Here is a 23,787-nt window from a genome sequence, read left to right on the forward strand (position 1 = left end):
AGCCCGCCGTGCGGGCGAGCCGGGCGAGGCGCTCGGCCCGGTCCCCGTCGTCGGCGCCGGCCGGCGCGGCCAGCGCCCCGCGCGCGAAGGTCTCGGCGCGCACCAGGAGCAGCACCCCGGCCGCGCCGTACGGGCGGGCCGGGACCAGGCGCCGCAGCGCCGGCTCGTCGTGGTCGGTGGCGACGGCGACCACCGCGCCGGCGGGCAGCTCCCGGGCGGCGTGCAGCACCGGGTCCAGGTCGCCCCAGTCCACCTGGGCGCGGGCCAGCTCGCGCAGCACGGCCTCGGCGCCGAGCACCCGCGCCGCGGTGCCCTCGCGGACGGTCTCTGAGGTCACCAGGGACAGCGACCAGCCCTGCCGGCCGAGGTGGACCGCGGCGGAGGCAAGGGCGCTGACCGCCCACTCGAACGAGCCGTCCTCGTCGGTGCCCCAGTGGGCCCGGGCGCGCGAGTCCAGCACCAGGGTCGCCCGGCGGCGCGCCGGGCGCTCCTCCTGGCGCACCATGAGCTGGCCGCGGTGGGCGGTGGCCGGCCAGTGCACGCGCCGCAGGTCGTCGCCGTAGCGATAGTGCCGGGTGCTCACGTCGTCCTCGCCCTGGGGGGCGACGCTGTGCGGGACGTGCCAGTCGCCCGCGTCGCCCTCGCGGGGCAGGCGCGCGCCGCCGAGCTCGTGCACGCGCGGCAGCACCACGAGCTCGGCCTGCTCACCGGGCTCGAGCCCGGACCGGGTCAGGCCGAAGGGGTCACGCAGCTCCAGGGCGAGCGGCCCGAGGGCGTACACGCCGCGCCGAGCCGGATGGAGCCGGTAGGTCACGGCGTGCCGCTCGCCGACCCGCAGGCGCGGGAGCACCAGGCGCGGCGTCTCCCCCAGCACGAGGTCGAGCCGCTCGGCGGCGAGGAACGGCAGGGTCGGGCGCCGGCCCTCGTTGCGCACCTCGAGGGTCACGGTGGCCTCGCCGTCGGGCCAGAGCAGGTCCGGGGCGACGCCGCGGCGCACGCCCAGCCGCGGGGTGCGGCGCCACCCGGTCAGCACCGCGAGCACCGGCAGGGCCGCGAGGAGCACCCCGATCCGGGTGATGTCGGGGTAGCCGAGGACGACGGCGGCGACCGCGGCCGCCAGCCCGGCGGCGAGGAAGGCCAGGCCGCGGGTGGTCAGCCGCGGCGGCCTCATCGCGGGCGGCTGGGGACGGGGACGTCGGCCAGGACGGCGCCGAGCACGTCCTGGGCGCCCATGCCGCTCAGCTCGGCCTCGCTGGCGAGCAGCACCCGGTGGGCGAGGACGGGGACGAGGAGCTCCTGGACGTCGTCGGGCAGGACATGGTCGCGGCCCTGGAGGGCGGCGCGGGCACGGGCGGCGCGCAGCAGCTGCAAACCGGCACGGGGGCTGGCGCCCAGGCGCAGGTACCGGCTGGCGCGGGTGGCGCTGACCAGGTCGACGACGTACTGGCGCACCGCCGGGCTGGCGTGGAGCCGCTCGACCACGCGGACGAGGCCGGCGACGGTGGCGGCGTCGGTGACCGGCGCCAGCCCCTCCAGCGGGGACCCGGCCCCGTGGGTGTCGAGCATGGCGAGCTCGGCCGCCGGGGAGGGGTAGCCCATGGAGATGCGCGCCATGAAGCGGTCGCGCTGCGCCTCGGGCAGGGGGTAGGTGCCCTCCATCTCCAGGGGGTTCTGGGTGGCCATGACGATGAACGGGGCGGGCAGGGGGTAGGTGCGCCCGTCGACGGTGACCTGGTGCTCCTCCATCGACTCCAGCAGCGCCGACTGGGTCTTCGGGGAGGCGCGGTTGATCTCGTCGCCGACGACCACATTGGCGAAGATCGCCCCGGGGCGGAACTCGAACGCGTGGGTGTCCTGGTTGAACACGCTCACGCCGGTGATGTCGGAGGGCAGCAGGTCCGGGGTGAACTGGATGCGCCGCACGGTGGAGTCGATGGTGTGCGCGAGCGTCTTCGCCAGCAGGGTCTTGCCCACGCCGGGCACGTCCTCGATGAGCAGGTGCCCGCCGGCCAGGAGCACGGTCAGGGCGGTGCGGACCGCCTCGTCCTTGCCCTGGACCACGGTGGTCATCGCGCGGTGGACATCGCCGACGACGGCGTGCAGGTGGTCGAGGTCGGTGTCGACGTCCCCGATGACGGCCGGTTCCATGGGCTGATGGTCCCGCATGGGACCCCTCCACGAAACCGTAATCGCCGTCCGATTTCAGCGAGGCGTCAACTTTCCTTGCCGAGGCGCCCCGATCCGGCTACTCCCGGATCTGCCCGTCGCCCTCGACGATCCAGGTGGTCGTCGTCAGCTCGCCCAGCCCCATCGGGCCCCGGGCGTGCAGCTTCTGGGTGGAGATGCCGATCTCCGCCCCGAGCCCGAACTGGCCGCCGTCGGTGAAGCGGGAGGAGGCGTTGACGATGAGCGCGGCGGCGTCCAGCTCGGTGGTGAACCGGCGGGCCGCGGCGAGGTCGCGGGTGCAGATGACCTCGGTGTGCCCGGAGGAGTAGCGCCGGATGTGCGCGAGCGCCTCGTCGAGGGAGTCCACGACCTTGACGGCCAGGTCGAGCGAGAGGTACTCGGTCTCCCAGTCCGCCTCGGTGGCCGGCTCGAAGCGCACGCCCGCGGGGGCCGCGGCGGCGGTGGCGTCGTCGCCGTGGATCGTCACGTCCTTCGCGCGCAGCGCCTCGAGGACGGCGGGGAGGAACTCCCCGGCGACGTCCCGGTGGACCAGGAGCGTCTCGGCGGCGTTGCACACGCCGGTGCGCTGGGTCTTGGAGTTGAGCACGATCGGCAGCGCCTGGGCGACGTCGGCGCCGGCGTCGACGTAGACGTGGCAGTTGCCCACGCCGGTCTCGATGACCGGCACCAGCGACTCGCGCACGACCGTCTGGATGAGGTCGGCGCCCCCGCGCGGGACGAGCACGTCCACCAGCCCGCGGGCGCGCATGAGCTCGACGGCGCCGGCCCGCCCGTGGGCGTCGATGGACTGCACCAGCTCGCGGGGCAGGCCCTGGGCGGCGAGCGCGTCGCCGAGGATCTCCACGATGAGCGCGTTCGAGCTCGCCGCGGCCGAGCCGCCGCGGAGGATGACGGCGTTGCCGGACTTCAGCGCCAGGCCGGCGGCGTCGACGGTGACGTTGGGCCGCGCCTCGTAGATCATCCCGACGACGCCCATGGGCACCCGTACCTGGCGCAGGCGCAGGCCGTTGGGCAGCGTCGAGCCGCGCACGACCTCCCCCACCGGGTCCGGCAGGGCGGCCAGCTCGCGCAGCGCGTCGGCGATGGCGCCGATGCGGGCCGCGTCCAGCGCCAGCCGGTCGAGCAAAGAGGTCTTCATGCCCGCGGCGCGGCCGCGCTCGAGGTCGTCGGCGTTGGCCTCGACGATGCGGGCCGCGCCGGCGACGAGGGCGTCGGCCATGGCGTGCAGCGCGGCGTCCTTCTGGGCGCGGGTGGCGGTCGCCAGGGCCCGGGAGGCCTCCTTGGCGGCGCGGGCGACGTCGAGGACGGCCGTGCGCACGTCAACGGCGGACGCGCCCGGCTCCTGGGCGGGCGAGACGAGGGTGTCGCTCATGGCCTCAGGGTACGGGGACCGCCCGACAAGCGGTATGACGCTGCTCACGTGCTGGGAACGGGCGGGTCGGCCCGGGCGGGAACGGCGCCCACGGCGCCCCGCGCGCGACGGGGTCCGCTCCCCCACCCGCGGTCCGGTTCCCGCCCCCGCCTCATCTGGCCGGTTGCCGTCCGTAGCGCGGGCTGGGCGAGGCCGAACGCCGGAAGTTCGTTAGATTTCGGCTATGGCATCCCTGTCCGACCTCGGCGAGACCCTCCAGGTGAACGGCTGCGGCCTGCGGTACTGGAACCACGGCGAGGGCGGGCCCGTGGTGCTCACCCACGGCGCCGGCACCGACCACACCGTCTTCGACCCCCAGGTCCGCTTCCTCGTCGAGGCCGGCCACCGGGTCATCACCTGGGATCGTCGTGGCACCGGCCAGTCCGTGCCCTGGGACGGCGGCGCCGGCGTCGACCGGTCCACCGAGGACCTCGCCCGGCTCCTCGAGACGCTCAGCGTGGTCCGGCCCGTCCTGATCGGGCAGGGCCTGGGCGGCACCATCGTGCAGGAGTACGCCCGGCGCTACCCCAACCACGTGCGTGCGCTCGTCGTCATCGGCGCGGGGTCCAACGCCGGGCGGGTGACGCTGACCGAGCGGCTCACCGGCGCCGTCAAGGGCCAGCTGCTGCGCCGGATGCCGCCGCGCCGCCTGCGCCGCGTGCTCGCCCAGCGCTCGGCCACCACGCGCGCCGGGCGCACCTACGCGGCCCAGGCCTACGCCCGCATGCAGCCCGAGCGGCTGCTGGAGGAGTGGACCGCCGCCTGGCGCTTCCGCACGCGCAAGCGCTTCTACCGCACCCCGGTGCCGCTGCGCCTGGTCCGCGGCGAGGCGGACCACACCGGCACCGTCGTCAGCTCGATGCGCCGCTGGGCCCCGCGCGAGCTCACCCGCCAGGTCGTCATCCCCGACGCCGGCCACCTCGCCACGCTCGACGCGCCCGAGGCCGTCAACGCCGTGCTGGCCGACTTCCTCGAGGACATCCGCCCGGCCGAGCGGGTGTGGTGACGCCGCCCGCCCCCTGACCCGGCACGCCCGGGCGGGCGCGCCCCGCACCGCCTCGAGAACCCCACCGGGTTGCGGCCGGTCCACGGCCGTCCGAGGCTCGGGAGCATGAAGGCAGCAGCGATCCGGTCCTTCGAGGGCCCCGACGCCGTCGAGATCACCGAGCTCGACACCCCACCCCTCGGCCCCGACACGCTCCTCGTGGAGATGGCGGCGGCCAGCATCAACCCCGTCGACTGGCAGATCCTCCACGGCAACCTGCGCGGCGCCTTCTACCACCACCTGCCCGTGGTCCCGGGCTGGGACGTCGCCGGCACGGTGGTGGCCGCCGGACCGGCCGTGCGCGGCGTCGTCCCCGGGAACCGGGTGGCCGCCTACGCCCGCAAGGACCACATCCAGGACGGCACCTTCGCCGAGATCGTGTCGGTGCCCGAGCGGTCCTGGGCGCACATCCCCGACGAGGTGCCCTTCGACGTCGCCGCCTGCGTGCCGCTGGCCGGGATGACGGCGGACATGACGCTCGACGCCGCGCAGGTCCGGGCCGGCGACACCGTGCTCGTCCACGCCGCGGCCGGCGGCGTGGGCTCCTTCGCCGTCCAGCTGGCCCGGCTGCGCGGCGCCACCGTCCTCGGCACCGCCAGCCCGCACAACCACGACTACCTCGCCGGCCTGGGCGCGACCCCGGTGGCGTACGGCGAGGGCCTCGTCGAGAACGTCCGGGCCGTCGCACCCGACGGCGTCGACGCCATCGTCGACCTCGTCGGCGGCGAGGCGCTGGACGCCACCGACCATCTGCTGCGCGAGGGCGGCCGGGTCGCCTCGGTGATCGACCCGACCGTGCGGGAACGCTTCGGCGGCGTGTACGTCTTCGTCCACGCCGACCGCGAGCGCCTGGCGCGCCTGCTCCGCCTGGTGGCCGACGGCAGCGTGCGGGTGGAGATCGCCGAGCGCTTCCCGCTGGACGAGGCGCGCCGCGCGCTGCAGCTCAGCGAGGGCCGGCACGTGCGGGGCAAGCTGGTCCTCCTGCGCTGACCGCGGTTCCCCGGGTCGTCGCGGCCCACCGGCCCGCCCCCGCGCCCGGGAATGTTGGCGCAGGCGGGTTGTTGTAGCCCCTAAGCAACCGTGAAGGAGACACAGCATGGCGACCAAGAACCTCACCACCCAGGAGTTCGAGAGCGCGGTCAGCGGGGAGGGCATCACCCTCGTCGACTTCTGGGCCGACTGGTGCGGCCCGTGCAAGATGTTCGCGCCGATCTACGAGCAGGCCTCCGAGGCGCACCCCGACATCACCTTCGCCAAGGTGGACACCGAGGCCGAGCAGGCCCTCGCCGCCGGTCTCGAGATCACCGCGATCCCGACCCTCATGGCGTTCCGCGACGGCATCCTCGTCTTCTCCCAGGCCGGGGCGCTGCCGGCGAAGAGCCTCGAGCAGCTCATCGACGGCGTCAAGGGCCTGGACATGGACGACGTGCGCAAGCAGATCGCCGAGCACGAGACCTCGCACCAGCACTGAGCGCCTCGCACAGCCGGTGGCGGGTGGGCGGGCGCCGTCAGGCCCGCGGCGGGCCCCGGCGGGCCCGCTCGAGCAGGCGCTCGGGCGTGGCTGCCTCCCCCTCCCACCGCGACTCGATCCACCACGTGACCCCCGCCGCGGCGAGCTCCTCCACGCGCTCCGCCGCGGCGGAGGGGTCGTCGGGCAGCACCCCCTCGACGACGACGTCGAAGGAGCCGGTCCGTCCGGCCGCGGCGCGCTGCTCGGTCGTCCAGGCCACGACCTCGCGCAGCTCCGCAGCCGAGAACGGTTCGAACGGGTCGCCGTGGCGGGAGGGCAGGACGCCGTCCCAGCGGACGGCCCGCTGCATCGACCGCGGCACCGGCCAGGAGGCGACCACCCACACCGGGATGCGCGGCCGCTGGACCGGCCGGGGCCGGAAGACGAGATCGCGCACCTGGTACTGGGCGCCGGTGTAGCTGAACGGCTCGCCCGTCCACGCGCGCTCGAGAATGGCGAGGGTGTCGTCGAGGCGCTCGGCGCGGGTGCGGCGGTCGACGTCGTCGCCGCTGACCCGGCTGTACCCGCCGTCGTCCGTGGCGCCGAGGCCGACGGGGATGACGAGCCGGCCCCCGCTGAGGTGGTCCACCGTGAGGGCCTCGCGCGCGACCTTCCAGGGCCGGCGCCGCGGGAGGGAGAAGACCATCGCGCCGAGGCGGATGGTGGAGGTGCGGACGGCGATCGCGCCGAGCAGCGTCCAGGGGTCGAAGGTGTCGACCTCCCCGACGCTGATGCCGTCCCAGGTGAAGAAGCCGTCCCAGCCGGCGCGCTCGGCCTCCACCGCGAGGTCGACCATCTGCCGGGCGGAGCCGAAGGTGCCCACGAGCCCGAACTTCATGTCGCGCACCGTAGCGCCCGCCACCGACAACGGGGTGCGTCTCGTCCCCGGTCTACGGCCGGGGCGCCGATCGAGCCTGGCCGGATGCGCCACGCGACCGTGACGCCTCGCGACCAAGTTGACGCCTCGCGACCGAGTTGACGCCTCGCGACCAAGTTGACGCCTCACGACCAAGTTGACGCCTCACGACGAAGTTGACGCCTCGCGGGGGTCAGGCGGCGCGGCGGAGGAACTCCTCGAGCAAAGGGCCCGCGGTCTGGGCGCCGGCGATGCCGTCCTCGACGAACGTGGCGACGGCGAGGTCGCCCTGGAAGGCGATCATCCACGCGTGGGCGCGCGGGGGCTCGGAGGTGCCGTACTCGGCGGTCCCGCTCTTGGCGTGCACCGGCTCGCCGGGCACGTCGGCGAGGAAGCTGCCCGTGCCGTCCTCGACGACGGCGCGCATGAGCGAGCGCAGCGCCTCGGCCTCCGCCGCGGTCAGCGGGGCGGCGTCCGGCCCGCCGGCGTCGGCCGCGTCGGGCTCGCTCGGCGGCTCGCCGCCCGCGTCGCGCACGAGCACCGGGGCCACCCGCTCGCCCCGGGCGACCGACGCCGCCACGGTGGCCATGGCCAGCGGGGAGGCCTGGATGCGGCCCTGGCCGATCATGGCGGCGGCGTGCTCGGTGCCGCTGGCGTCCGCGGGCACCTCGCCGGCGAGGTAGGGCACCCCGAGCGCGGCGGGCACGCCGAGGCCGAGGGCCGCCGCGGCGTCGGTGAGGTCCTGGGCGTCGACGCGGTCGCGCTCGGCGATGAGGGCGGCGTTGCACGAGCTGGCGATGGCGCCGCGCAGCGTCGTCGGGCCGAGCTCGGCGGCGGGGAAGCCCGGGTAGTTGGAGAACTCCCGGCCGTCCGCCGTCGCCGTCGGCGTGCACTCCACGGGGCTGTCCGGGGTCAGGCCCGCGCGCAGCAGCGCCAGCGCGGTGGCGACCTTGAACGTCGAGCCCGGCGCGTAGGCGCCCAGGGTGGCCGTGCTCAACCCCTGCCCGCCGGGACCGCTGGCGGCGGCGAGCACCTCGCCGGTCGAGGGGCGCAGCGCCACGATGGCGCTGGCCGGCTCGACGCCGGCGAGGATCTCCTCGGCCGCGGTCTGCAGCCGGGCGTCGAGGGTGACGGTGACGTCCTTGCCCGATCGGGGCGCGGCGCTGAGGAGCTCGGCGGCGCTGCCGTCGCCGCGGCGGATGAGCATGGTGGTGCCGGGCCGGCCGCGCAGCACCTCGTCGTACTGGCGCTGCAGGCCGGACAGGCCGGCCTGGTCCCCGGGCCGGACGGCGCCGTCGGACTCCTCGACGATCTCCGCCGTCGCCGGGCCCACCGTGCCGAGGATGGGCCGGGCGAACTCGCGGGTGGGCGCCAGCGGCAGCTCCCCGGGCACGAGGAGCACGCCGGGCAGCCGGCGCACCGCGTCGAGATCGACGTCGCCGGGGTCCTCCTGGCGCACGGTGATCGCCTCGACGAAGGCCTTCGGGCCCGCCGCCGCGGCCCGGTCGGCGAAGGCCTGCGGGTCGTCGAAGCCGAGCGTCTCGGCCAGGCCGGTCGCGACGTCCGCGACGGCCTCGGCCGCGACGTTGGCCTTGTCCACGCCGATGCGCAGCACCGGCCGGGGCGTCACGAGCGGGCTGCCGTCGCCGGCCAGGATCCGGCCGCGCTCGGCGGGGACGGTCTCGACCGCCAGGACCCCGTCGCCGATCGCGGCGTGGACGAGCTCGCGTGACCACGGCGCGGTCCACTCCTCGCCGTCGTGGGTGAGCGTGGTGGTGGTGCGGTAGGTGAGGTCCTCCTCCCCCAGCTCCCAGGTCCACTCGAGGGTGACCGGGGCGGTGAGGGTCTCGCCGTCCTCGCGCACCTCCCCCGCGGTGGCGGTCACGGCGCGGTCCACCTCGCCGGTGCCGGCGAGGGCCTCCGTCAGCTCCGCCTCGGCCCGCTCGCGGTCGCCGTCGGCGAGCGGGGCCTGGTCGAGGTTCCCCTCGGCGAGGGCGGCGGCGAGCGCCGCGGCCGCGTCGGTGGGGTCCGGCCGGTCCGGGGAGCAGGCGGTCAGGGTCAGGGCCAGGACGACGGCGAGACCGGCACCCGTGGCGCGCGCGAGCGGGCGCCGGGCACGCGTCCTCGCCGCGAGCGGCGTCCGTGCCGCGGCTGGGGGATGCACGGCACGTACGATCCCACAGTTGCCGCCGGGCGACGACCAAAATGACGGCCGGAGGCGGCGGCGCCCGGCGGACGGCGCCCGGGCGACCTCCCCCGGCGGCCCCCTGACGACCCGCACGCCGATCTCAGGGGCCGACCCGGGCGAACCCCCATATCCGGCGGACATCCCCCGCTGCCAGGCTGGACGCAGCCCGGCCGGAGAACGGCCGGATCCCCGGACCGAAGAACTGGACCCGCCATGACCCTGCCGAAGCTCGCCCTGCTCCTGCTCGCCGTCGCCCCGCCCTTCGCCCTGACCGGCTGCGCCACCGGACTGGACGTGGCGGCGGGCGAGCCCACCACCGAGCGGCGGGACATCCAGGAGGTCTCCGCCGTCACGCTCGCCTCGGTGGGCGACCTCCACATCAGCACCGGCGCCGAGCCCTCCCTCACCATCACCGCCGGCGACCGCGTCCTCGACCGCGTCACCAGCGAGGTCCGCGACGGCACGCTGGTGCTCGACCTCGAGGGACGCTTCCTGCGCAACCCCGGGCGCATCACCTACGACCTCGTCCTGCCGGAGGTGGACGAGATCCGCCTCGACGGCGCCGGCGCGGTCGACGCCGACCTCGCCGCCACGGACCGCCTGTACGTCGAGCTCGCCGGGGCCGGGGACATCACCGCCCACGGCGTCGACGTCGACGACCTCACCGTCCGCGTCGACGGGGCCGGCTCGGTGACCCTCGCCGGCAGGGCCGGGCGGCAGGACGTGGAGATCGACGGCGTCGGCGGGTACTCCGGCGAGGACCTCACCAGCGCCGCGGCGGACGTGACGATCGGCGGCGCCGGGGACGCGCGCGTGCACGTCACCGACACCCTCGCCGCCGCCGTCGACGGCGCCGGCGAGATCGTCCACACCGGCGGCGCCCGGGTCACCAGCAGCGTCAGCGGCCTCGGCGCCGTGCGCCAGGGGTAGCACCCCGGGGACGGCGCCGGCCGCGCCCGGCCCGTCCCGGAAAACCTGTGGCCCCGGCGGCGCGCCCGCCCTAGCCTGGGCGCCATGCGACATTGATCCTCGACGCCCCCGCCGGCCCGACGGCTCGCCCGGCTCACCACCGGCTGGGCCCTCCTCGCCGAGACGGTCCCGCTGTACCCGCTCTACGCGCTGCTCTTCGCCGACACGGGCCTGAGCGACGCGCAGATCTCCGCGCTCTTCGCCCTCTGGTCCGCGGTGGGCCTCCTCGCCGAGGTCCCTACCGGGATGCTCGCCGACCGTGTCCCGCGCCGGGCGGCGCTCGCCGCCGCCGGCGTGGTGCAGGCGGCCGGGTTCGCGCTCTGGCTCCTCGCCCCCGGCTTCCCCGGCTTCGCCACGGGCTTCGCGCTGTGGGCGATCGGGGGCGCGCTGACCTCCGGCGCCCTGGAGGCCCTGCTCTTCGACGCCCTCACCGCCGTCGGGGCCGCGGAGCACTTCCCGCGCCTGCTCGGCCGCGTCACCTCCGCCGGGCTGCTCGCCCAGCTCCCCGCCGCCGCGCTGGCCACCGTGCTGTTCGCGCGGGGCGGGTACGCCCTGGCGGGGTGGGCGAGCGTCGGCGTCTGCCTGGCCGCCGCCGCCCTCGCGGCCGCCCTCCCCGAGCGACGCCCCGGTCCACCGCTCCTCGACGACGCGCCCACCGTCGCCGCCGGCGCTTCCGAAGACGCCGCGGAGCCCGGCGCCCCCGCGGCCGTCGCCGGCGGTCTGCTCGCCGACCTGCGCGCGACGGCGGCGCTGCCCGGCGCCGCCGGGTGCGCCCTCGCCGTCGCCCTGATGACCTCCCTCGACGCCGTGGAGGAGTACGCCGGCCTGCTGGCCCAAGACTGGGGCGTGCCCACGACCGCCGTGCCCCTCGCGCTGGTCGCGGTGCCCCTCGCCGGCGCCGCCGGGGCGGGCCTGGCCGGGGCGGCCGCCCGGCTGCGCGCGGGGTCTCTCGCCCTCCTGGTCGCCGCCGCCGCGGCCCTGCTGGCCGCGGCGGCGCTGCTCGCCCGGCCCGCGGGCGTGCTCGCAGTCGCCGCGTTCTACGGGCTCTGTCAGCTCGCCCAGGTGGTCCTCGCCGCCCGGCTGCAGCAGCGGATCCCGGCCGCGCGCCGCGCGACGGTCACCTCGGTGGCGGGCCTAGCCGCAGAGGTGACCTCGCTGTTCGTCTTCGCCGCCTGGGCGCTCGGCGGCGCGCTCGCCGTCGCCGTCCTCGTCGCCGTCGTGGCCGCCGCCGTGCCGCGGCTGCTGCGGCCCGGCCGCGAGCATCGGCCCGGCCACCCGCGCCGGCTCGGCCGCGGCGTCAGCCGGCGACGCCGGTGGTCCCGAAGAGCAGGCCCACGAAGAACGTCGCGGCCAGCGCGAGGGCCCCGCCGATGACCACCCGCAGCGAGGCGCGGCCGCGCGCGGCGCCGCCGATCCACGCCGCGATGTAGCCGGTCAGTGCGAGCGCCACGAGCGTGACGACGAAGGTGATGAGCACCCGCACGCTCGGCCCGGGCAGCAAGATCGCGAGCAGCGGCAGCACCGCGCCGATGCTGAAGGAGATGAACGAGGCGCCCGCGGCGTGCCAGGGGCTGACGACGTCCTCCCGGTCGATGCCGAGCTCGGCGCGCAGGTGGGCCGCCAGGGCGTCGCGCTCGGTCAGCTCGACGGCGGCCTGCCGGGCGGTGGCCGGCGAGATGCCCTGGGCGGTGTACAGCCTCGTGAGCTCGTCCAGCTCGCCCTCGGGGTCCTCGGCGAGCTCGCGCCGCTCCTTCTCGATGAGGGCGTGCTCGGTGTCGCGCTGGCTGCTCACCGAGACGTACTCGCCCAGCGCCATGGAGACGGCGCCGCCGACGGCGGCCGCGGCGCCGGCCGTGGCGATGGCGCCGGTGCTCGAGGCCGACGCCCCGGCCACGCCCACCACCACCGCGGCGGTCGAGACGATGCCGTCGTTGGCGCCGAGCACCCCCGCGCGCAGCCAGTTCAGCCGCTGGGCGAGGTTGGTGCGGTGCGGCTCGGGTCGGCCCTCGTCGTGCGTGGTGGCCTGGCCCTCCTCCGGTGCGCTCATACAGGCAGCGAAGCACCGTGACCGGGCCCCGGCAACGGCAGGCGGTCCCGCCGTCCGGGGCCGGAGCTGCCCGGCGGAAAGTCCCGGGCCGGCGGCCCGTCCCCCGGGCCGTCAGGGCTGGGCGGCGGGCCCGTCCGGCGCGACGAGCAGCACGTCGCACGGCGCGTGGTCGACGACGAAGCGGGTGGGCGGCTCGAGGCTGCGCGGGCCCAGCCGGGCGCCGTCGTCGCGGGCGAGCACGAGGAGGTCGGCGCCGGCGACGGCGTCCACCACGACGCGCTCGACGCGACCGCGGCGCAGGTCACGGCGCGCCTCCCGCCCCAGCAGCGCGGCCGCCTCGGCGAGGAGCTGGTCCCCGGAGCGGCGCGCGAGGTCGTCCAGCGCCCCGGGCACCCCGCGGCCCGGCGGTCGGCGTCCCCGGCCCAGCAGCCCGGCGGCGGCGCCGCCGGCCACGCCGAGCAGGTCCTCGCTCTCGACGTACAGCAGGGTCAGCCGCGCGTCGTCCGGGACGAGCCGGCGCACGCCCGCGACGCATCCCGGCCAGGTCGCCTCCGTCAGCCAGACCACGACGTCCACGGGCTCATCCTCCCGCGAGCGCCAGGGCGAGCGACAGCGCGGCGACGCCCGCCACCAGCCCGGCCGGCACGCTGACCAGGCCGAGCCGGCTGAACTCCCACAGGCCGGGCTCGACGTCATGGGCGCGGAGCACGCGGCGCCACAGCAGCGTCGCGAGCGAGCCGACGTAGGTGAGGTTCGGCCCCACGTTGACCCCCACGAGGACCGCGAGCACCGCCGCCGCCCCGCCGACGGGTGCCACCAGCGGCAGTAGCAGGAGCACCGCGGGAAGGTTGTTGAGGAGGTTGGCCAGCACGGCCGCGAGCGCCGCGGTGCCCAGCAGCGGCAGGAACGCCGTGCCGTGGGGCAGCGCGGCAGCAACGACGTCGCCCAGGCCGCCGCGGACCACGGCGCTGACGACGACCCCGAGGGCCAGGACGAAGACGGCGAAGGGCAGGTTGGCGGCCCCGAGCAGTGCCGCGGGGCCCGTGCGACGGCGGGCCAGCGCGCGCACCGCGAGCACGGCGGCGCCGCCGGCGGCCGCCCACGCCGGCTCGACGCCCAGCACCGCGGCGAGGACGAAGGCGGCGAGGGTGACCAGCACGAGCGCGACCGTGCCGCGGGAGACCGGCGCCGCCCGCGGGGCCTCGCGCGGCGCCCGCAGCGCCAGGTCCACGGCGAAGAAGCGGCGCAGCACCACGTACTCGACGGCGATCACGGCGAGCCAGGGCAGCGCCATCACCGCGGCGAAGCGCGCGAAGGTCAGCCCGCTGGCGCGCAGCGCCAGGAGGTTGGTGAGGTTGGAGACCGGCAACCACAGCGACGCCGAGTTGGCCAGGTGGGTGCACGCGTAGACGAACGGCTTGGGCCGCACCCCGGCGCCGGCCGCGGTGGCGAAGACGACCGGGGTGAGCAGCACGACGGTCGCGTCGAGGCTGAGTACCGCGGTCACGAGCGAGGCGGTGACGAACACCGCCACGAGGAGGCGCTGCGGGCGCCCGCCCGCCACGCGGGCCATCGCCGCGCCGGCCGCGTCGAACAGGCCCTCGGCGTCGCACAGGTGCGCGAGGACGAGGACGGCGACGAGGAAGGCCACCACCGGCAGCAGCGCCCGGACCTCCGCCCACGCCCCGGCCGGGGTGACGGCGCCGAGGGCCACGACGGCGACGGCGGCCGGGACGGCGGCGACCGCCTCGGGCAGCCCGCGCGGGCGGGCCACCGCGAAGCCCAGCACCGCCACCAGCAGCGCGACGACCACGACGGTCTGCAGCACCGGCTCATGATCCGGCGGGAGGCCGCGGGCCGCACCGCGTGGGCGTCGGGCGGCCGGGACCGCGCGGCGGCGCCGTGGGTGACCGGGGCCGGGACGAGCAAGGCGCGGGCCGTCCAGCGGACGGCCCGCGCCTGTTCACACTCGCGCTGAGGCGGTGGCCTCCCGCGGCTGCAGGCCGCGGCGCGCTTCCGTTGCGCGAGCTGCACACCCTCCCCCGGTTGGCGCGCGCCCCACGGCACCACGCTCGCGCGGGCACCGCTCCGTGACCGGCTCGAGACCGGCCGCGACCAGCGTACCGGTCCCGACGGGGTGCCCAACACCCCGAGGTCCCGAATTTCGGAGCGTGCCCCCGAATCTCGGGGCAGCCCGTCCTCGATGCTGCGCTGGCCTGCGGCTACGCGTGGACCAGGCCGCCCTCGTGGGTGAGCGCGTCGGCGTCGGGGTCGTCGAACCACTGCCCGTTCTCACCGAGGTAGCGGAAGACCACCGGCGTCCCCTCCGGGACCGTCACGGTCACGCTCTTCGTGCCGTTGCTGCGCCGGCGGAGGACGTGCACCCCCGGGGTCCAGTCGTTGAAGCTGCCGACCACGGAGACCGTCCCGGCCGGGTGATCGGCGGGCAGCGCGAACGTCAGCTTCCGGCCGGCGCCCCTGGGCGCGCGAGACTGCTTGATCACGGTCCTCCCCCTTGTCTCATGACCTGTGACAGCAGCCTGACAGGCGCGCGGCGGCCCGTCCCCGGATCGGGGCACCATCTCAGGTGACGACCACCACACGTGGCCGCCGCGGCCGCCGTCCGGCCACGGGGCGCGAGGCCCCGTCCGGCCACTGGCCGGGAGGCTCCGCCCGGCCCGGGGCGCGAGGCACCGTCCGGCCCCGGGCACAAGGCTCAGTCGGGGACCTCGCGCACGACGCCCCCCGGCGCCTTGTCCGGCCGCCACCCGCGCCAGCGGGGGTGCCGCAGCCGCCCGTCCCCCGTCCACTCCGACAGCTCCACCTCCGCCACGCGCGAGGGCGTGACCCAGCGGGCGTCGCGGGCGTCGGCGCGCGGGACGTCGGGCGCGGGCGGGTCGGGCCGCTCGTCGCCGGCGAGCTCGCGCTGCCACTGCTGGGCCTCCTTGAGGGTGAAGCCGGTGCCCACGCGCCCGACGTAGCGCAGCGGCCCGCCCGGCCCGTCGGGCACGGCCAGCAGGAGCGAGCCGACGGCGCCGCCGCGCGAGCCCTGCCCGGGGCGCCAGCCGATCACCACGACCTCCTGGGCGAGCGTGTGCTTGATCTTCACCCACGCCCGCGAGCGCCGGCCCGGGGTGTAGCGCGAGTCGCGCCGCTTGGCCATGACGCCCTCCAGGCCCCAGGCGCGGCTGGCCGCCATCGCGGCGTCGACGTCGCCGTCGAAGACGTCGGGGATCTCCACGAGCCGGTGCCGTTCGGGTTCGACCACCTCGTGGAGCAGCGCGCGGCGCTCGTCGTAGGGCAGCCGCACGACCGACGCGCGGTCGACCTCGAGGACGTCGAAGAGCATGAGCCGCACGGGAGCGGCCGCGGCCAGCCGGGCGACCTGCCGGTCGTCGCCCAGCCCGAACCGCTTCTGCAGGACACCGAAGCTGGGGCGGCCGCGCGCGTCGAGCGCGACGATCTCGCCGTCCAGGACGGCGCTGTGCGCGCCGAGGGTGGCGGCGACGTCGCCGAGCTCGGGGTACTGGCGGGTGACGTCGTTGCCGTTGCGGCTGAACAGGCGCACGGTGCCGGCGTCGACCTCGACGACGGCGCGCACGCCGTCCCACTTCATCTCCAGCGCCCACTCCTGCTCGTCCGAGAGGTCGTCGACGGTGCCCAGGGTGGCCAGCATGGGCGACGGCGGCGGGTCGCCGGGCCGGCGCGCGGGCGTGGCGGTCGCCGTCGTCACGGCGTCGCCGCGCGCCCCGGCGGTCGCCGTCGACTCGTCATCGCCCCGCGACCGGCGCGGGCTCGGTGCACGCGCCGGTGCCGGCTCGGCGGAGGTGCCGGCCGCGACGGCGGGCCGGGACGAGCCCTTGCGGCGCGTCCGGCGCTCGCCGGCCCGTGCGGGGTCCATGAGATGGATGAGCCACTGGTTCGGCTCCACGCCGCCGCGCCCGCCGGTGTGGATGAGCGCCACCTGGCAGGTGCGCCCGGGCCCCTGGGTCTCCAGGCCGCCGCCCTCCTGGCCGTGCAGGACGACGATGACCTCCCGGCCCTCGTGCCACTTGCGCAGCTCGAAGGTGCCCGAGTCCCAGATGGTCACCTCCCCGCCGCCGTACTCCCCCTTCGGGATGGTCCCGGCGAACGTGCCGTACTCCATCGGGTGGTCCTCGGTCTGCACGGCGAGGTTGTTCCGGCCCGCGTCCGTCGGCACGCCCTTGGGCAGGGCCCAGCTCACGAGCACGCCGCGGTGGGACAGGCGGAAGTCCCAGTGCAGGCGGCTGGCGTGGTGCTCCTGGATGACGAAGGTCTGGGCGGCTTCGGAGTAGTCGTCGAGGACCTCCTCGGGCACCGGCTCGGGGGTCTTCGCGGGGTCGCGCATGGCGCGGTAGGTGGCCAGCCGGTCGAGCCGGCGCCGGGCGGCGACGGCGTTCGTGACGTCTCGCGCACTACTTGACGTCTCGCGGGGCGAGGGGGCGAGGGGCGGCGCGTCAGGGGCGCGCCGGCCGGGGTCGGCGTAGGGCTCCTCGTAGGCGCCCAGCAGCGCCGCCAGGGGGTCCCCGCGCCGGCGCACCAGCTCGAGGACCTCGGGGTACTCCAGGTGGCGCAGGTCCGGGTCCTCCAGCTCCTCCCAGGTCCGGGGCGTCGCGACGGTCGGGTGCGGGCGCCCGCGCAGGGAGTACGGCGCGATCGTGGTCTTGTTGCCGTTGTTCTGCGACCAGTCGACGAGCACCTTGCCCCGGCGCAGCTCCTTCTTCATGTCCGAGACCACGAGGTCCTTGTGGTCGGCCTCGATGGCCTTGGCCAGCTCGTGGGCGAAGGCGTTGACCTGGTCGGAGGTGTTCGACCCGTCCAGCGCCGCGTACAGGTGGATGCCCTTCGACCCCGAGGTCACCGGCATCGGGTCCAGGCCCATGCCGCGGAGCAGCTCGCGGGCGATGCGGGCGACCTCGGCGCACTCGGCCAGCCCCGTGCCGGGGCCGGGGTCGAGGTCGAGGACCAGCCGGTCGGGGTTGCGCGCCTCGCCGTCGCTGCGGAAGGTCCACTGCGGCACGTGCACCTCGAGGGCCGCCACCTGGCCGAGCCAGACCAGCGTGGCGACGTCGTCGACCAGCGGGTAGCTCTTGGCGCCGGAAGAGTGCCCGACGTCGGCGCGCACCACCCACTCCGGCGCGCTCGGCTCGAGGTTCTTGATGAAGAAGACCTCCCCGGGCTGCCCGGCGGTGCCCACGCCGTTGGGCCAGCGCTTGCGGGTGGCCGGGCGACCGGCGCAGTGGGGCAGCATGACGGGGGCGATCTCGGTGAGGTAGGCGAGCACCTCGGCCTTGGTCGTGCCGGTCTCGGGGTAGAGCACCTTGCCCAGGTTCGTCAGCCGCAGGCGGCGGCCCTGGATCAGGACGGTCTCCGGCTTCTCGCTGGCGGGCATGCCTCATCGTGGCGCGGGCGCGGGGCCGGCGCACCCGCGTCGGGCGGGTGCTCGCCCGTCACGCGGGGGCCCTCGCGCCCGCCACGCGGGGCCCTCGCGCCCGCCACGCGGGGCCGTCCGCGCCCGCCACGCGGGGCCGCCCGCGCCCGCCACGCGGGGCCGCCCGCGCCCGTCACGCGGGGCCGCTCACCCTCCCGCCGCCGCTCGGTCACAACACGGTTGCAGATCAGACACCGGGATGCCGGGTGTCATTTCGTGAAACACCGGCGTGGTAGGAAGTATCCCCACATGAGAGGCACGCCACGGTGGCGCGCCCCTGGCCCCCGCGTCGCCGACCGTGGCGCGGGCCTGACGAAGGAACTTCACATGGCACTTGCTGGACACCGGCGCCGTGCCCTGGGCGTGGTCGGCATCTCCGCCGCCCTCGCCCTGGTGCTCGCCTCCTGCGCCGAGACCGACGACACCACCGGCGGTGACGGCACCGGCGGCGGCTCCGGCGGCATCAAGGTCGGCACCACGGACGTCATCACCTCCCTCGACCCGGCCGGTTCGTACGACAACGGCTCCTTCGCCGTGCAGAACCAGGTCTACCCGTTCCTCCTCAACTCCCCCTACGGCAGCCCCGACGTCGAGCCCGACATCGCCGAGAGCGCCGAGTTCACCTCGCCCACCGAGTACACCGTCAAGCTCAAGGACGGGCTGAAGTGGGCCAACGGCAACGACCTGACGGCCTCGGACGTGAAGTTCAGCTTCGACCGTCAGCTCGCCATCGCCGACCCCAACGGCCCCTCCTCGCTGCTGTACAACCTCGACAGCACCGAGACGACGGACGACCTCACCGTCGTCTTCCACCTCAAGAGCGAGAACGACCAGATCTTCCCGCAGATCCTCTCCTCGCCGGTGGGCCCGATCGTGGACGAGGAGACCTTCTCCGCCACCGAGCTGACGCCGTCGGCGGACATCGTCAAGGCCAAGGCGTTCGCCGGCCCGTACACGATCACCGACTACACCGAGAACGAGCTCATCCAGTACGCCGCCTACGACGGCTACCAGGGCCTGCTCGGCGCGCCCAAGACGGCCTCGGTCACCGCCCAGTACTTCACCGACGAGACCTCCCTCAAGCTCGCGGTCCAGCAGGGCGACGTCGACGTCGCCACCCGCAGCCTGAGCCCGACGGACCTGGCCGACCTGCGCAAGGACGAGAAGGTCAAGGTCTACGACGGCCCCGGCGGCGAGATCCGCTACATCGTCTTCAACTTCAACACCCAGCCCTTCGGCGCCACCACGCCGGAGGCCGACCCTGCCAAGGCGCTGGCCGTGCGCCAGGCCGTCGCGCACCTGCTCGACCGCGAGGCGCTGTCGAACGAGATCTACAACGGCGCCTACACCCCGCTGTACTCCTACGTGCCCGAGGGGCTGACCGGCGCCGTCGAGCCGCTCAAGGAGCTCTACGGCGACGGCAACGGCGGCCCGGACGCCGCCAAGGCCAAGGCGGCCCTGGAGGGTGCCGGCGTGGCCACGCCGGTCAAGCTGAGCCTGCAGTACAGCCCCGACCACTACGGCAACTCCTCGGACGAGGAGTACGCCATGGTCGAGAAGCAGCTGGAGGCCGACGGCCTGTTCGACGTCACCCTGCAGTCGACGCTGTGGGACGTCTACAGCGCCGAGCGCACCGACGACCTGTACCCGGCCTACCAGCTCGGCTGGTTCCCGGACTACTCCGACGCCGACAACTACCTCTCGCCGTTCTTCCTCAAGGAGAACTTCCTGGCGAACCACTACGACAACGCCGAGGTCAACGACCTGATCCTGCAGCAGGCCACCACCCCGGACGCCGACCAGCGCACCGAGCTGATCGGGCAGATCCAGGAGAAGGTCGCCCAGGACCTGTCCACGCTGCCCTTCCTCCAGGGCGCCCAGGTGGCCGTGGCCGCCCCGGACATCACCGGCGTCCAGGACACCCTCGACGCCTCGTTCAAGTTCCGCTACGCGGCCCTGGGCCGCTGACCGACGGCGCGGCGCCCGCGGGCGCCGCGCCGGGCCGGCCCTCGCGGCCGGCCTGCACAGACCGTGGGTGGTCACGGCCCCGGCCGTGACCACCCACCGGCGCGCGGGGGCGGTGCCGGGAACGGCACGGCACCGCCCCGCCGCCTCCGACCTATCGAGAGGACACCCACGCGGTGACGATCGTCGACGAGCGGACCGTGGGCACCACGGCGACCGCCAAGACCGGAGGGGGCTCGGGGCTGGGCCGGTACATCCTGGTCCGCTTCCTGCTCATCATCCCCACGGTGCTCATCCTGGTGACCCTGGTCTTCTTCCTCATGCGCGTGGTCGGGGACCCGATCACCGCCTCCGTGGGCGGGCGCCTGACCCAGGAGCAGCTCGCCGAGCGGCTGCACGCGGCCGGGTACGACCGGCCGATCCTCGTGCAGTACCTCGAGTACCTCGGCCAGGTGTTCACCGGCGACTTCGGCCGCACCATCACCGACAACCGGGCCATCGGGGAGATCCTCGTCACCTACGGCACCGCGACCCTGGAGCTGGTCCTGTACTCGCTGGTGGTCGCCCTCGTGGTCGGCATCCCGTTCGGCATGCTCGCCGCGTACCTGCGCGACCGCTTCCCCGACGCCTTCCTGCGCGTCTTCGCGATCCTGTGCTACGCCACGCCGGTCTTCTTCGCCGGGCTGATCCTCAAGCTCGTCTTCTCCGTGTGGCTGGGCTGGTTCCCCCTGGGCGGGCGGGCCAGCACCGACGTCCAGCTCATCCTCGGGCGCATCTCCGGCTCGACCGGCATCAACACCATCGACGCCCTGCGCACCGGCCGGTGGGACCTCATCAGCGACGTCCTGGCGCACGCGGTGCTGCCCGCGGTGGCGCTCGGCCTGCTCACGGCCGGGGTGTTCCTGCGCCTGGTGCGCACCAACGTCATCGGCACCCTCGGCATGGACTACGTCGACGCCGCCCGCTCACGGGGCGTGCGCGAGACCCGCCTGGTGCGCCGGCACGCCTACAAGCCGGCGCTCATCCCGATCATCACCGTCATGGGCATGCAGATCGCGCTCATGATGGGCGGGGCGATCCTGACCGAGACCACGTTCGAGTGGCGCGGGCTCGGCTTCCAGCTCGCCCAGTACCTCGGCGCCCGGGACTACGTCGCGGTCCAGGGCATCGTCGCCCTCATCGCCGTGATCGTCGCCGTCACCAACTTCATCGTGGACGTCATCGCCGCGCTGATCGACCCGAGGGTGAGGTACTGATGAGCCAGCTCCGCTCCGAGGCCGCCGAGCGGCCCGCGGTCGACCACCCGGCCGCCGCCGACGTCGTCCTGCCCGGCGCCTCCGGCGAGGCCCGCTGGAAGAAGCTGCCGGTGATCTGGCACCTGCGCCGCAGCGTCGGCCTGCAGCGCGGCATGCTCGTCGCCGGGCTGGTGCTGTGCGTCGGGTTCGTCCTGCTCGCCGTGCTCGCCCCGCTCGTCACCCCGTACTCCTACAACCAGCTCAGCGGCCCGGACGGGAACTTCGCCCGTCAGGCCGCGCCGTCGGGCGAGCACGTCTGGGGCACCACCGTCGGCGGCTACGACGTCTTCTCCCGGGTGGTGTGGGGCTCGCAGACGGCGCTGCTGACCGTGGTCCTCGCCGTCGCCGCCTCGATCTTCCTCGGCGTGGCGCTGGGCCTGCTCTCCGGCTACCTCGGCGGCTGGGTGGACCGGGTCCTGGTCACCGTCGCCGACGCGATCTACGCCATGCCCTCCCTGCTGCTGGCGATCGTCATCTCGATCATCATCAGCGGCGGGCAGTCCGGCTTCCTCAGCGGCATCACGGCCGCGGCGCTGTCGATCACCGTGGTGTTCGTGCCGCAGTACTTCCGGGTGGTGCGCGCCGAGACCGTCCGCCTCAAGGCCGAGCCGTTCGTGGAGTCCGCCCGGGTCATCGGCACCTCGACCCCGCGCATCCTCGGCCGTCACGTGCTGCGCAACGCCACCCGGTCCCTGCCGCTCATCGTCACGCTCAACGCCTCCGAGGCGATCCTCACCCTGGCGGGCCTGGGCTTCCTCGGCTTCGGCATCAACCCGACGGCGGCGGCCGAGTGGGGCTACGACCTCAACCGCGCGCTGGCCGACGTCGCCAGCGGCATCTGGTGGACGGGCATCTTCCCCGGCGCCGCCATCGTGCTCCTCGTCCTCGGGGTGACGCTGGTGGGCGAGAGCCTCAACGACCTGTCCGACCCGCGCCTGCGGATCCGCCGGCGCGCCCCGCGCCGTGTCGCCGGCGCCCCGGCGCCCACGCCGGCCTCGCCGGACACCGCCGCGGACGCCGTCCCCGCCTCGCCCGCCGCAGCACCCACCGCGAACCCGGGCGGCACCGCCCCCACCGCGCAGAACGGAGACCAGGCGTGAGCGCCGTCGTCGACATCACCAACCTCGAGGTCACCTTCGCCACCGACGCCGCCCCGGTGCCCGCCGTGCGCGGGGTGTCGCTGAGCGTCGAGCCGGGCGAGGTGCTGGCCATCGTCGGGGAGTCCGGCTCGGGCAAGACGGTGACCGCCAAGACCATCCTCAAGCTGCTGCCGGACAGCGCGACCGTCTCCGGCGCCGTCGTGCTCGCCGGGCAGGACGTCGTCAGCCTCACCGGCGACGCGCTGCGCGGCGTGCGCGGCCGCGACGTGGCGATGGTGTTCCAGGAACCGTCGACGGCGCTCAACCCCGTCTTCACGGTGGGTTGGCAGATCGCCGAGGGGCTGCGGGCGCACGGGGAGTTCTCCAGGAAGGAGGCCCGCGCCAAGGCGATCGAGATCCTCGGCAAGGTCGGCATCCCCGACCCCGAGCGCCGCGTGGACCACTACCCCCACCAGTTCTCCGGCGGGCAGAAGCAGCGCCTGGTCATCGCCATGGCGCTCGTGCTGGGGCCGAAGGTCATCGTCGCCGACGAGCCCACCACCGCCCTCGACGTCACGGTCCAGGCCGAGATCCTCGACCTGCTGCGCCGGGTGCGCACCGAGTTCGGCACCGCCATCGTGCTCATCACCCACAACATGGGCGTCGTGGCCGACCTCGCCGACCGCGTGGCGGTGATGTACCAGGGCGAGCTGGTCGAGGTCGCCGGCGTGCGCGAGCTGTTCGCCGCCCCGCGCCACGAGTACACCCGCAGCCTGCTCGCGGCCGTCCCCCGGCTCGGTGCGGGTGACGACACCGGCGCCCGCGACCGGACGGACGCTCCGGCCGCCGCGCCGCGGCACCGTCAGGACGACGGCGCCGCGGCGGGGAGCGCCGGACCGGTCGTCGAGGCGCGCGACCTCGAGATCGTCTACCCCGGCCGCCTCGGGCAGAGCGGCTTCCGGGCCGTGGACCGGGTGAGCCTGACGATCGCGCCGGGCGAGGTGCTCGGCCTGGTCGGCGAGTCCGGCTCCGGCAAGACCACGATCGGGCGGGCCATCGCCGGGCTCACCCGGGCCACCGGCGGGTCGCTGCGGGTGCTCGACCACGAGATGGTCGGCTTCCGCGAGCGCCGGTTCCGGCCGCTGCGCGCGCGCATCGGCTTCGTCTTCCAGGACCCGGCCACGAGCTTCAACCCGCTGCTCACGCTCGAGGAGGCGATCGCCGAGCCGCTGGTCGTGCACGGCCGGGCCCGCGACGTCGCCGCCGCCCGGCCGCGGGTGCGCGAGCTGCTCGACGCGGTGCACCTGCCGGTCGCCTACGCCGGGCGCTACCCGCACGAGCTCTCCGGCGGGCAGCGCCAGCGCGCCAGCCTGGCGCGGGCGCTCGCCCTCGACCCCGAGCTGCTCATCGCCGACGAGCCCACCTCCGCCCTCGACGTCTCCGTCCAGGCCCGGGTGCTCGAGGTCTTCACCGAGCTCCAGGAGCGGCTGGGCTTCGCCACGCTGTTCATCAGCCACGACCTCGCCGTCGTTGGCATGCTCGCGGACCGGATCGCCGTGCTGTACCGGGGGAAGCTGGTCGAGGAGGGCACGGGCACGCAGGTGCTCGGCGCCCCGCAGCACCCCTACACCCAACGGCTTCTGGCGTCGGTGCCGGTGCCCGACCCGGTCGAGCAGGAGCGGCGCCGCGAGGCGCTGGCGGCGCTGGGCGAGCGGTAACCGACGAGGCGCGGGAGGCGCTCGGTGAGCGGTGACCCGCGCCGCCCGCCACCTGCCCGACGCCG

The 23,787-nt window shown here is 75.5% G+C and carries 19 protein-coding genes; 9 read left to right on the plus strand and 10 right to left on the minus strand.

What is annotated here, in order from left to right; all coding sequences use genetic code 11:
* The 3 genes from GD970_RS15640 to GD970_RS15650 form a co-directional block, all read right to left on the minus strand.
* Positions 1-1,171 (minus strand): DUF58 domain-containing protein (locus GD970_RS15640; RefSeq protein WP_152203834.1); only part of this gene is annotated, 1,171 nt, incomplete at its 3' end.
* A complete protein-coding gene (locus GD970_RS15645; protein ID WP_152203835.1) occupies positions 1,168-2,148 on the minus strand; it encodes an AAA family ATPase in 981 nt (326 codons plus the stop codon). The genes GD970_RS15645 and GD970_RS15640, both read right to left, overlap by 4 nt.
* A 97-nt stretch (positions 2,149-2,245) precedes the next feature.
* Positions 2,246-3,559 carry a glutamate-5-semialdehyde dehydrogenase gene (locus GD970_RS15650; protein WP_152203836.1) on the minus strand — a complete coding sequence of 438 codons (1,314 nt, stop codon included), beginning with the start codon at positions 3,557-3,559 and terminating at the stop codon, positions 2,246-2,248.
* A gap of 223 nt (positions 3,560-3,782) precedes the next feature.
* On the opposite strand from GD970_RS15650, the gene GD970_RS15655 reads away from it, so the two are divergent.
* From GD970_RS15655 to trxA, 3 genes are all read left to right on the plus strand, one after another.
* Positions 3,783-4,604: an alpha/beta fold hydrolase gene (locus GD970_RS15655; protein ID WP_152203837.1), complete on the plus strand. Its 822-nt coding sequence runs from the start codon at positions 3,783-3,785 to the stop codon at positions 4,602-4,604.
* Positions 4,605-4,709: 105 nt separating this feature from the next.
* Entirely contained in the window at positions 4,710-5,633 is a 924-nt protein-coding gene (locus GD970_RS15660) for an NADP-dependent oxidoreductase (RefSeq protein WP_152203838.1), read from the plus strand.
* 106 nt (positions 5,634-5,739) lie between these two features.
* Positions 5,740-6,114 (plus strand): thioredoxin, encoded by a 375-nt coding sequence (trxA, locus tag GD970_RS15665; RefSeq protein WP_152203839.1) that lies wholly within the window; start codon positions 5,740-5,742, stop codon positions 6,112-6,114.
* Between the two features lie 37 nt (positions 6,115-6,151).
* Here the strand turns inward: trxA and GD970_RS15670 are convergent, their stop codons facing one another.
* Both GD970_RS15670 and GD970_RS15675 read right to left on the minus strand, forming a co-directional pair.
* On the minus strand, positions 6,152-6,991 hold the full coding sequence (locus tag GD970_RS15670) for an LLM class flavin-dependent oxidoreductase (protein ID WP_152203840.1): 840 nt from the start codon (positions 6,989-6,991) through the stop codon (positions 6,152-6,154).
* Positions 6,992-7,202: 211 nt separating this feature from the next.
* On the minus strand, positions 7,203-9,173 hold the full coding sequence (locus GD970_RS15675; RefSeq protein ID WP_226925386.1) for a penicillin-binding transpeptidase domain-containing protein: 1,971 nt from the start codon (positions 9,171-9,173) through the stop codon (positions 7,203-7,205).
* 237 nt (positions 9,174-9,410) lie between these two features.
* Here GD970_RS15675 and GD970_RS15680 point away from each other — a divergent pair, with 237 nt between their 5' ends.
* The gene (locus GD970_RS15680) at positions 9,411-10,127 is read left to right on the plus strand and encodes a head GIN domain-containing protein (RefSeq protein WP_152203842.1); all 717 of its coding nucleotides are present in this window, start codon (positions 9,411-9,413) and stop codon (positions 10,125-10,127) included.
* A 225-nt stretch (positions 10,128-10,352) separates the two neighbouring features.
* Entirely contained in the window at positions 10,353-11,540 is a 1,188-nt protein-coding gene (locus GD970_RS15685; protein ID WP_249043225.1) for an MFS transporter, read from the plus strand.
* On the opposite strand, the gene GD970_RS15690 is transcribed toward GD970_RS15685, so the two are convergent.
* The 5 genes from GD970_RS15690 to GD970_RS15710 form a co-directional block, all read right to left on the minus strand.
* Complete coding sequence (locus tag GD970_RS15690) at positions 11,464-12,213, minus strand: VIT1/CCC1 transporter family protein (protein WP_152203844.1); 750 nt, start codon at positions 12,211-12,213, stop codon at positions 11,464-11,466. The two genes, GD970_RS15685 and GD970_RS15690, sit on opposite strands and share 77 nt — an antisense overlap.
* Before the next feature lie 111 nt (positions 12,214-12,324).
* Entirely contained in the window at positions 12,325-12,789 is a 465-nt protein-coding gene (locus tag GD970_RS15695; RefSeq protein ID WP_152203845.1) for a universal stress protein, read from the minus strand.
* Between the two features lie 4 nt (positions 12,790-12,793).
* A complete protein-coding gene (locus GD970_RS15700) occupies positions 12,794-14,038 on the minus strand; it encodes an SLC13 family permease (protein WP_152203870.1) in 1,245 nt (414 codons plus the stop codon).
* A gap of 397 nt (positions 14,039-14,435) precedes the next feature.
* Positions 14,436-14,717, minus strand: a complete 282-nt coding sequence (locus GD970_RS15705) for an isoamylase early set domain-containing protein (protein ID WP_152203846.1) — start codon at positions 14,715-14,717, stop codon at positions 14,436-14,438.
* 212 nt (positions 14,718-14,929) lie between these two features.
* Complete coding sequence (locus GD970_RS15710) at positions 14,930-17,626, minus strand: ATP-dependent DNA ligase (RefSeq protein WP_152203847.1); 2,697 nt, start codon at positions 17,624-17,626, stop codon at positions 14,930-14,932.
* A 366-nt stretch (positions 17,627-17,992) separates the two neighbouring features.
* Between GD970_RS15710 and GD970_RS15715 the strand changes: the two genes are divergently transcribed.
* The 4 genes from GD970_RS15715 to GD970_RS15730 all read left to right on the plus strand — a co-directional run bounded on the left by GD970_RS15715 (position 17,993) and on the right by GD970_RS15730 (position 23,722).
* On the plus strand, positions 17,993-19,633 hold the full coding sequence (locus tag GD970_RS15715; protein ID WP_152203848.1) for an ABC transporter substrate-binding protein: 1,641 nt from the start codon (positions 17,993-17,995) through the stop codon (positions 19,631-19,633).
* Between the two features lie 173 nt (positions 19,634-19,806).
* Positions 19,807-20,886 (plus strand): ABC transporter permease, encoded by a 1,080-nt coding sequence (locus GD970_RS15720; protein WP_405002586.1) that lies wholly within the window; start codon positions 19,807-19,809, stop codon positions 20,884-20,886.
* Entirely contained in the window at positions 20,886-22,025 is a 1,140-nt protein-coding gene (locus GD970_RS15725; RefSeq protein WP_152203849.1) for an ABC transporter permease, read from the plus strand. The genes GD970_RS15720 and GD970_RS15725 overlap by 1 nt, the downstream gene beginning before the upstream one ends.
* Complete coding sequence (locus GD970_RS15730) at positions 22,022-23,722, plus strand: dipeptide ABC transporter ATP-binding protein (protein WP_152203850.1); 1,701 nt, start codon at positions 22,022-22,024, stop codon at positions 23,720-23,722. Before GD970_RS15725 ends, GD970_RS15730 begins: the two co-directional genes overlap by 4 nt.
* Positions 23,723-23,787 lie beyond the last annotated feature (65 nt).

The sequence above is a fragment of the Georgenia thermotolerans genome, from assembly GCF_009193185.1.
In the GTDB taxonomy this organism is placed as follows: Bacteria; Actinomycetota; Actinomycetes; order Actinomycetales; family Actinomycetaceae; genus Georgenia; species Georgenia thermotolerans.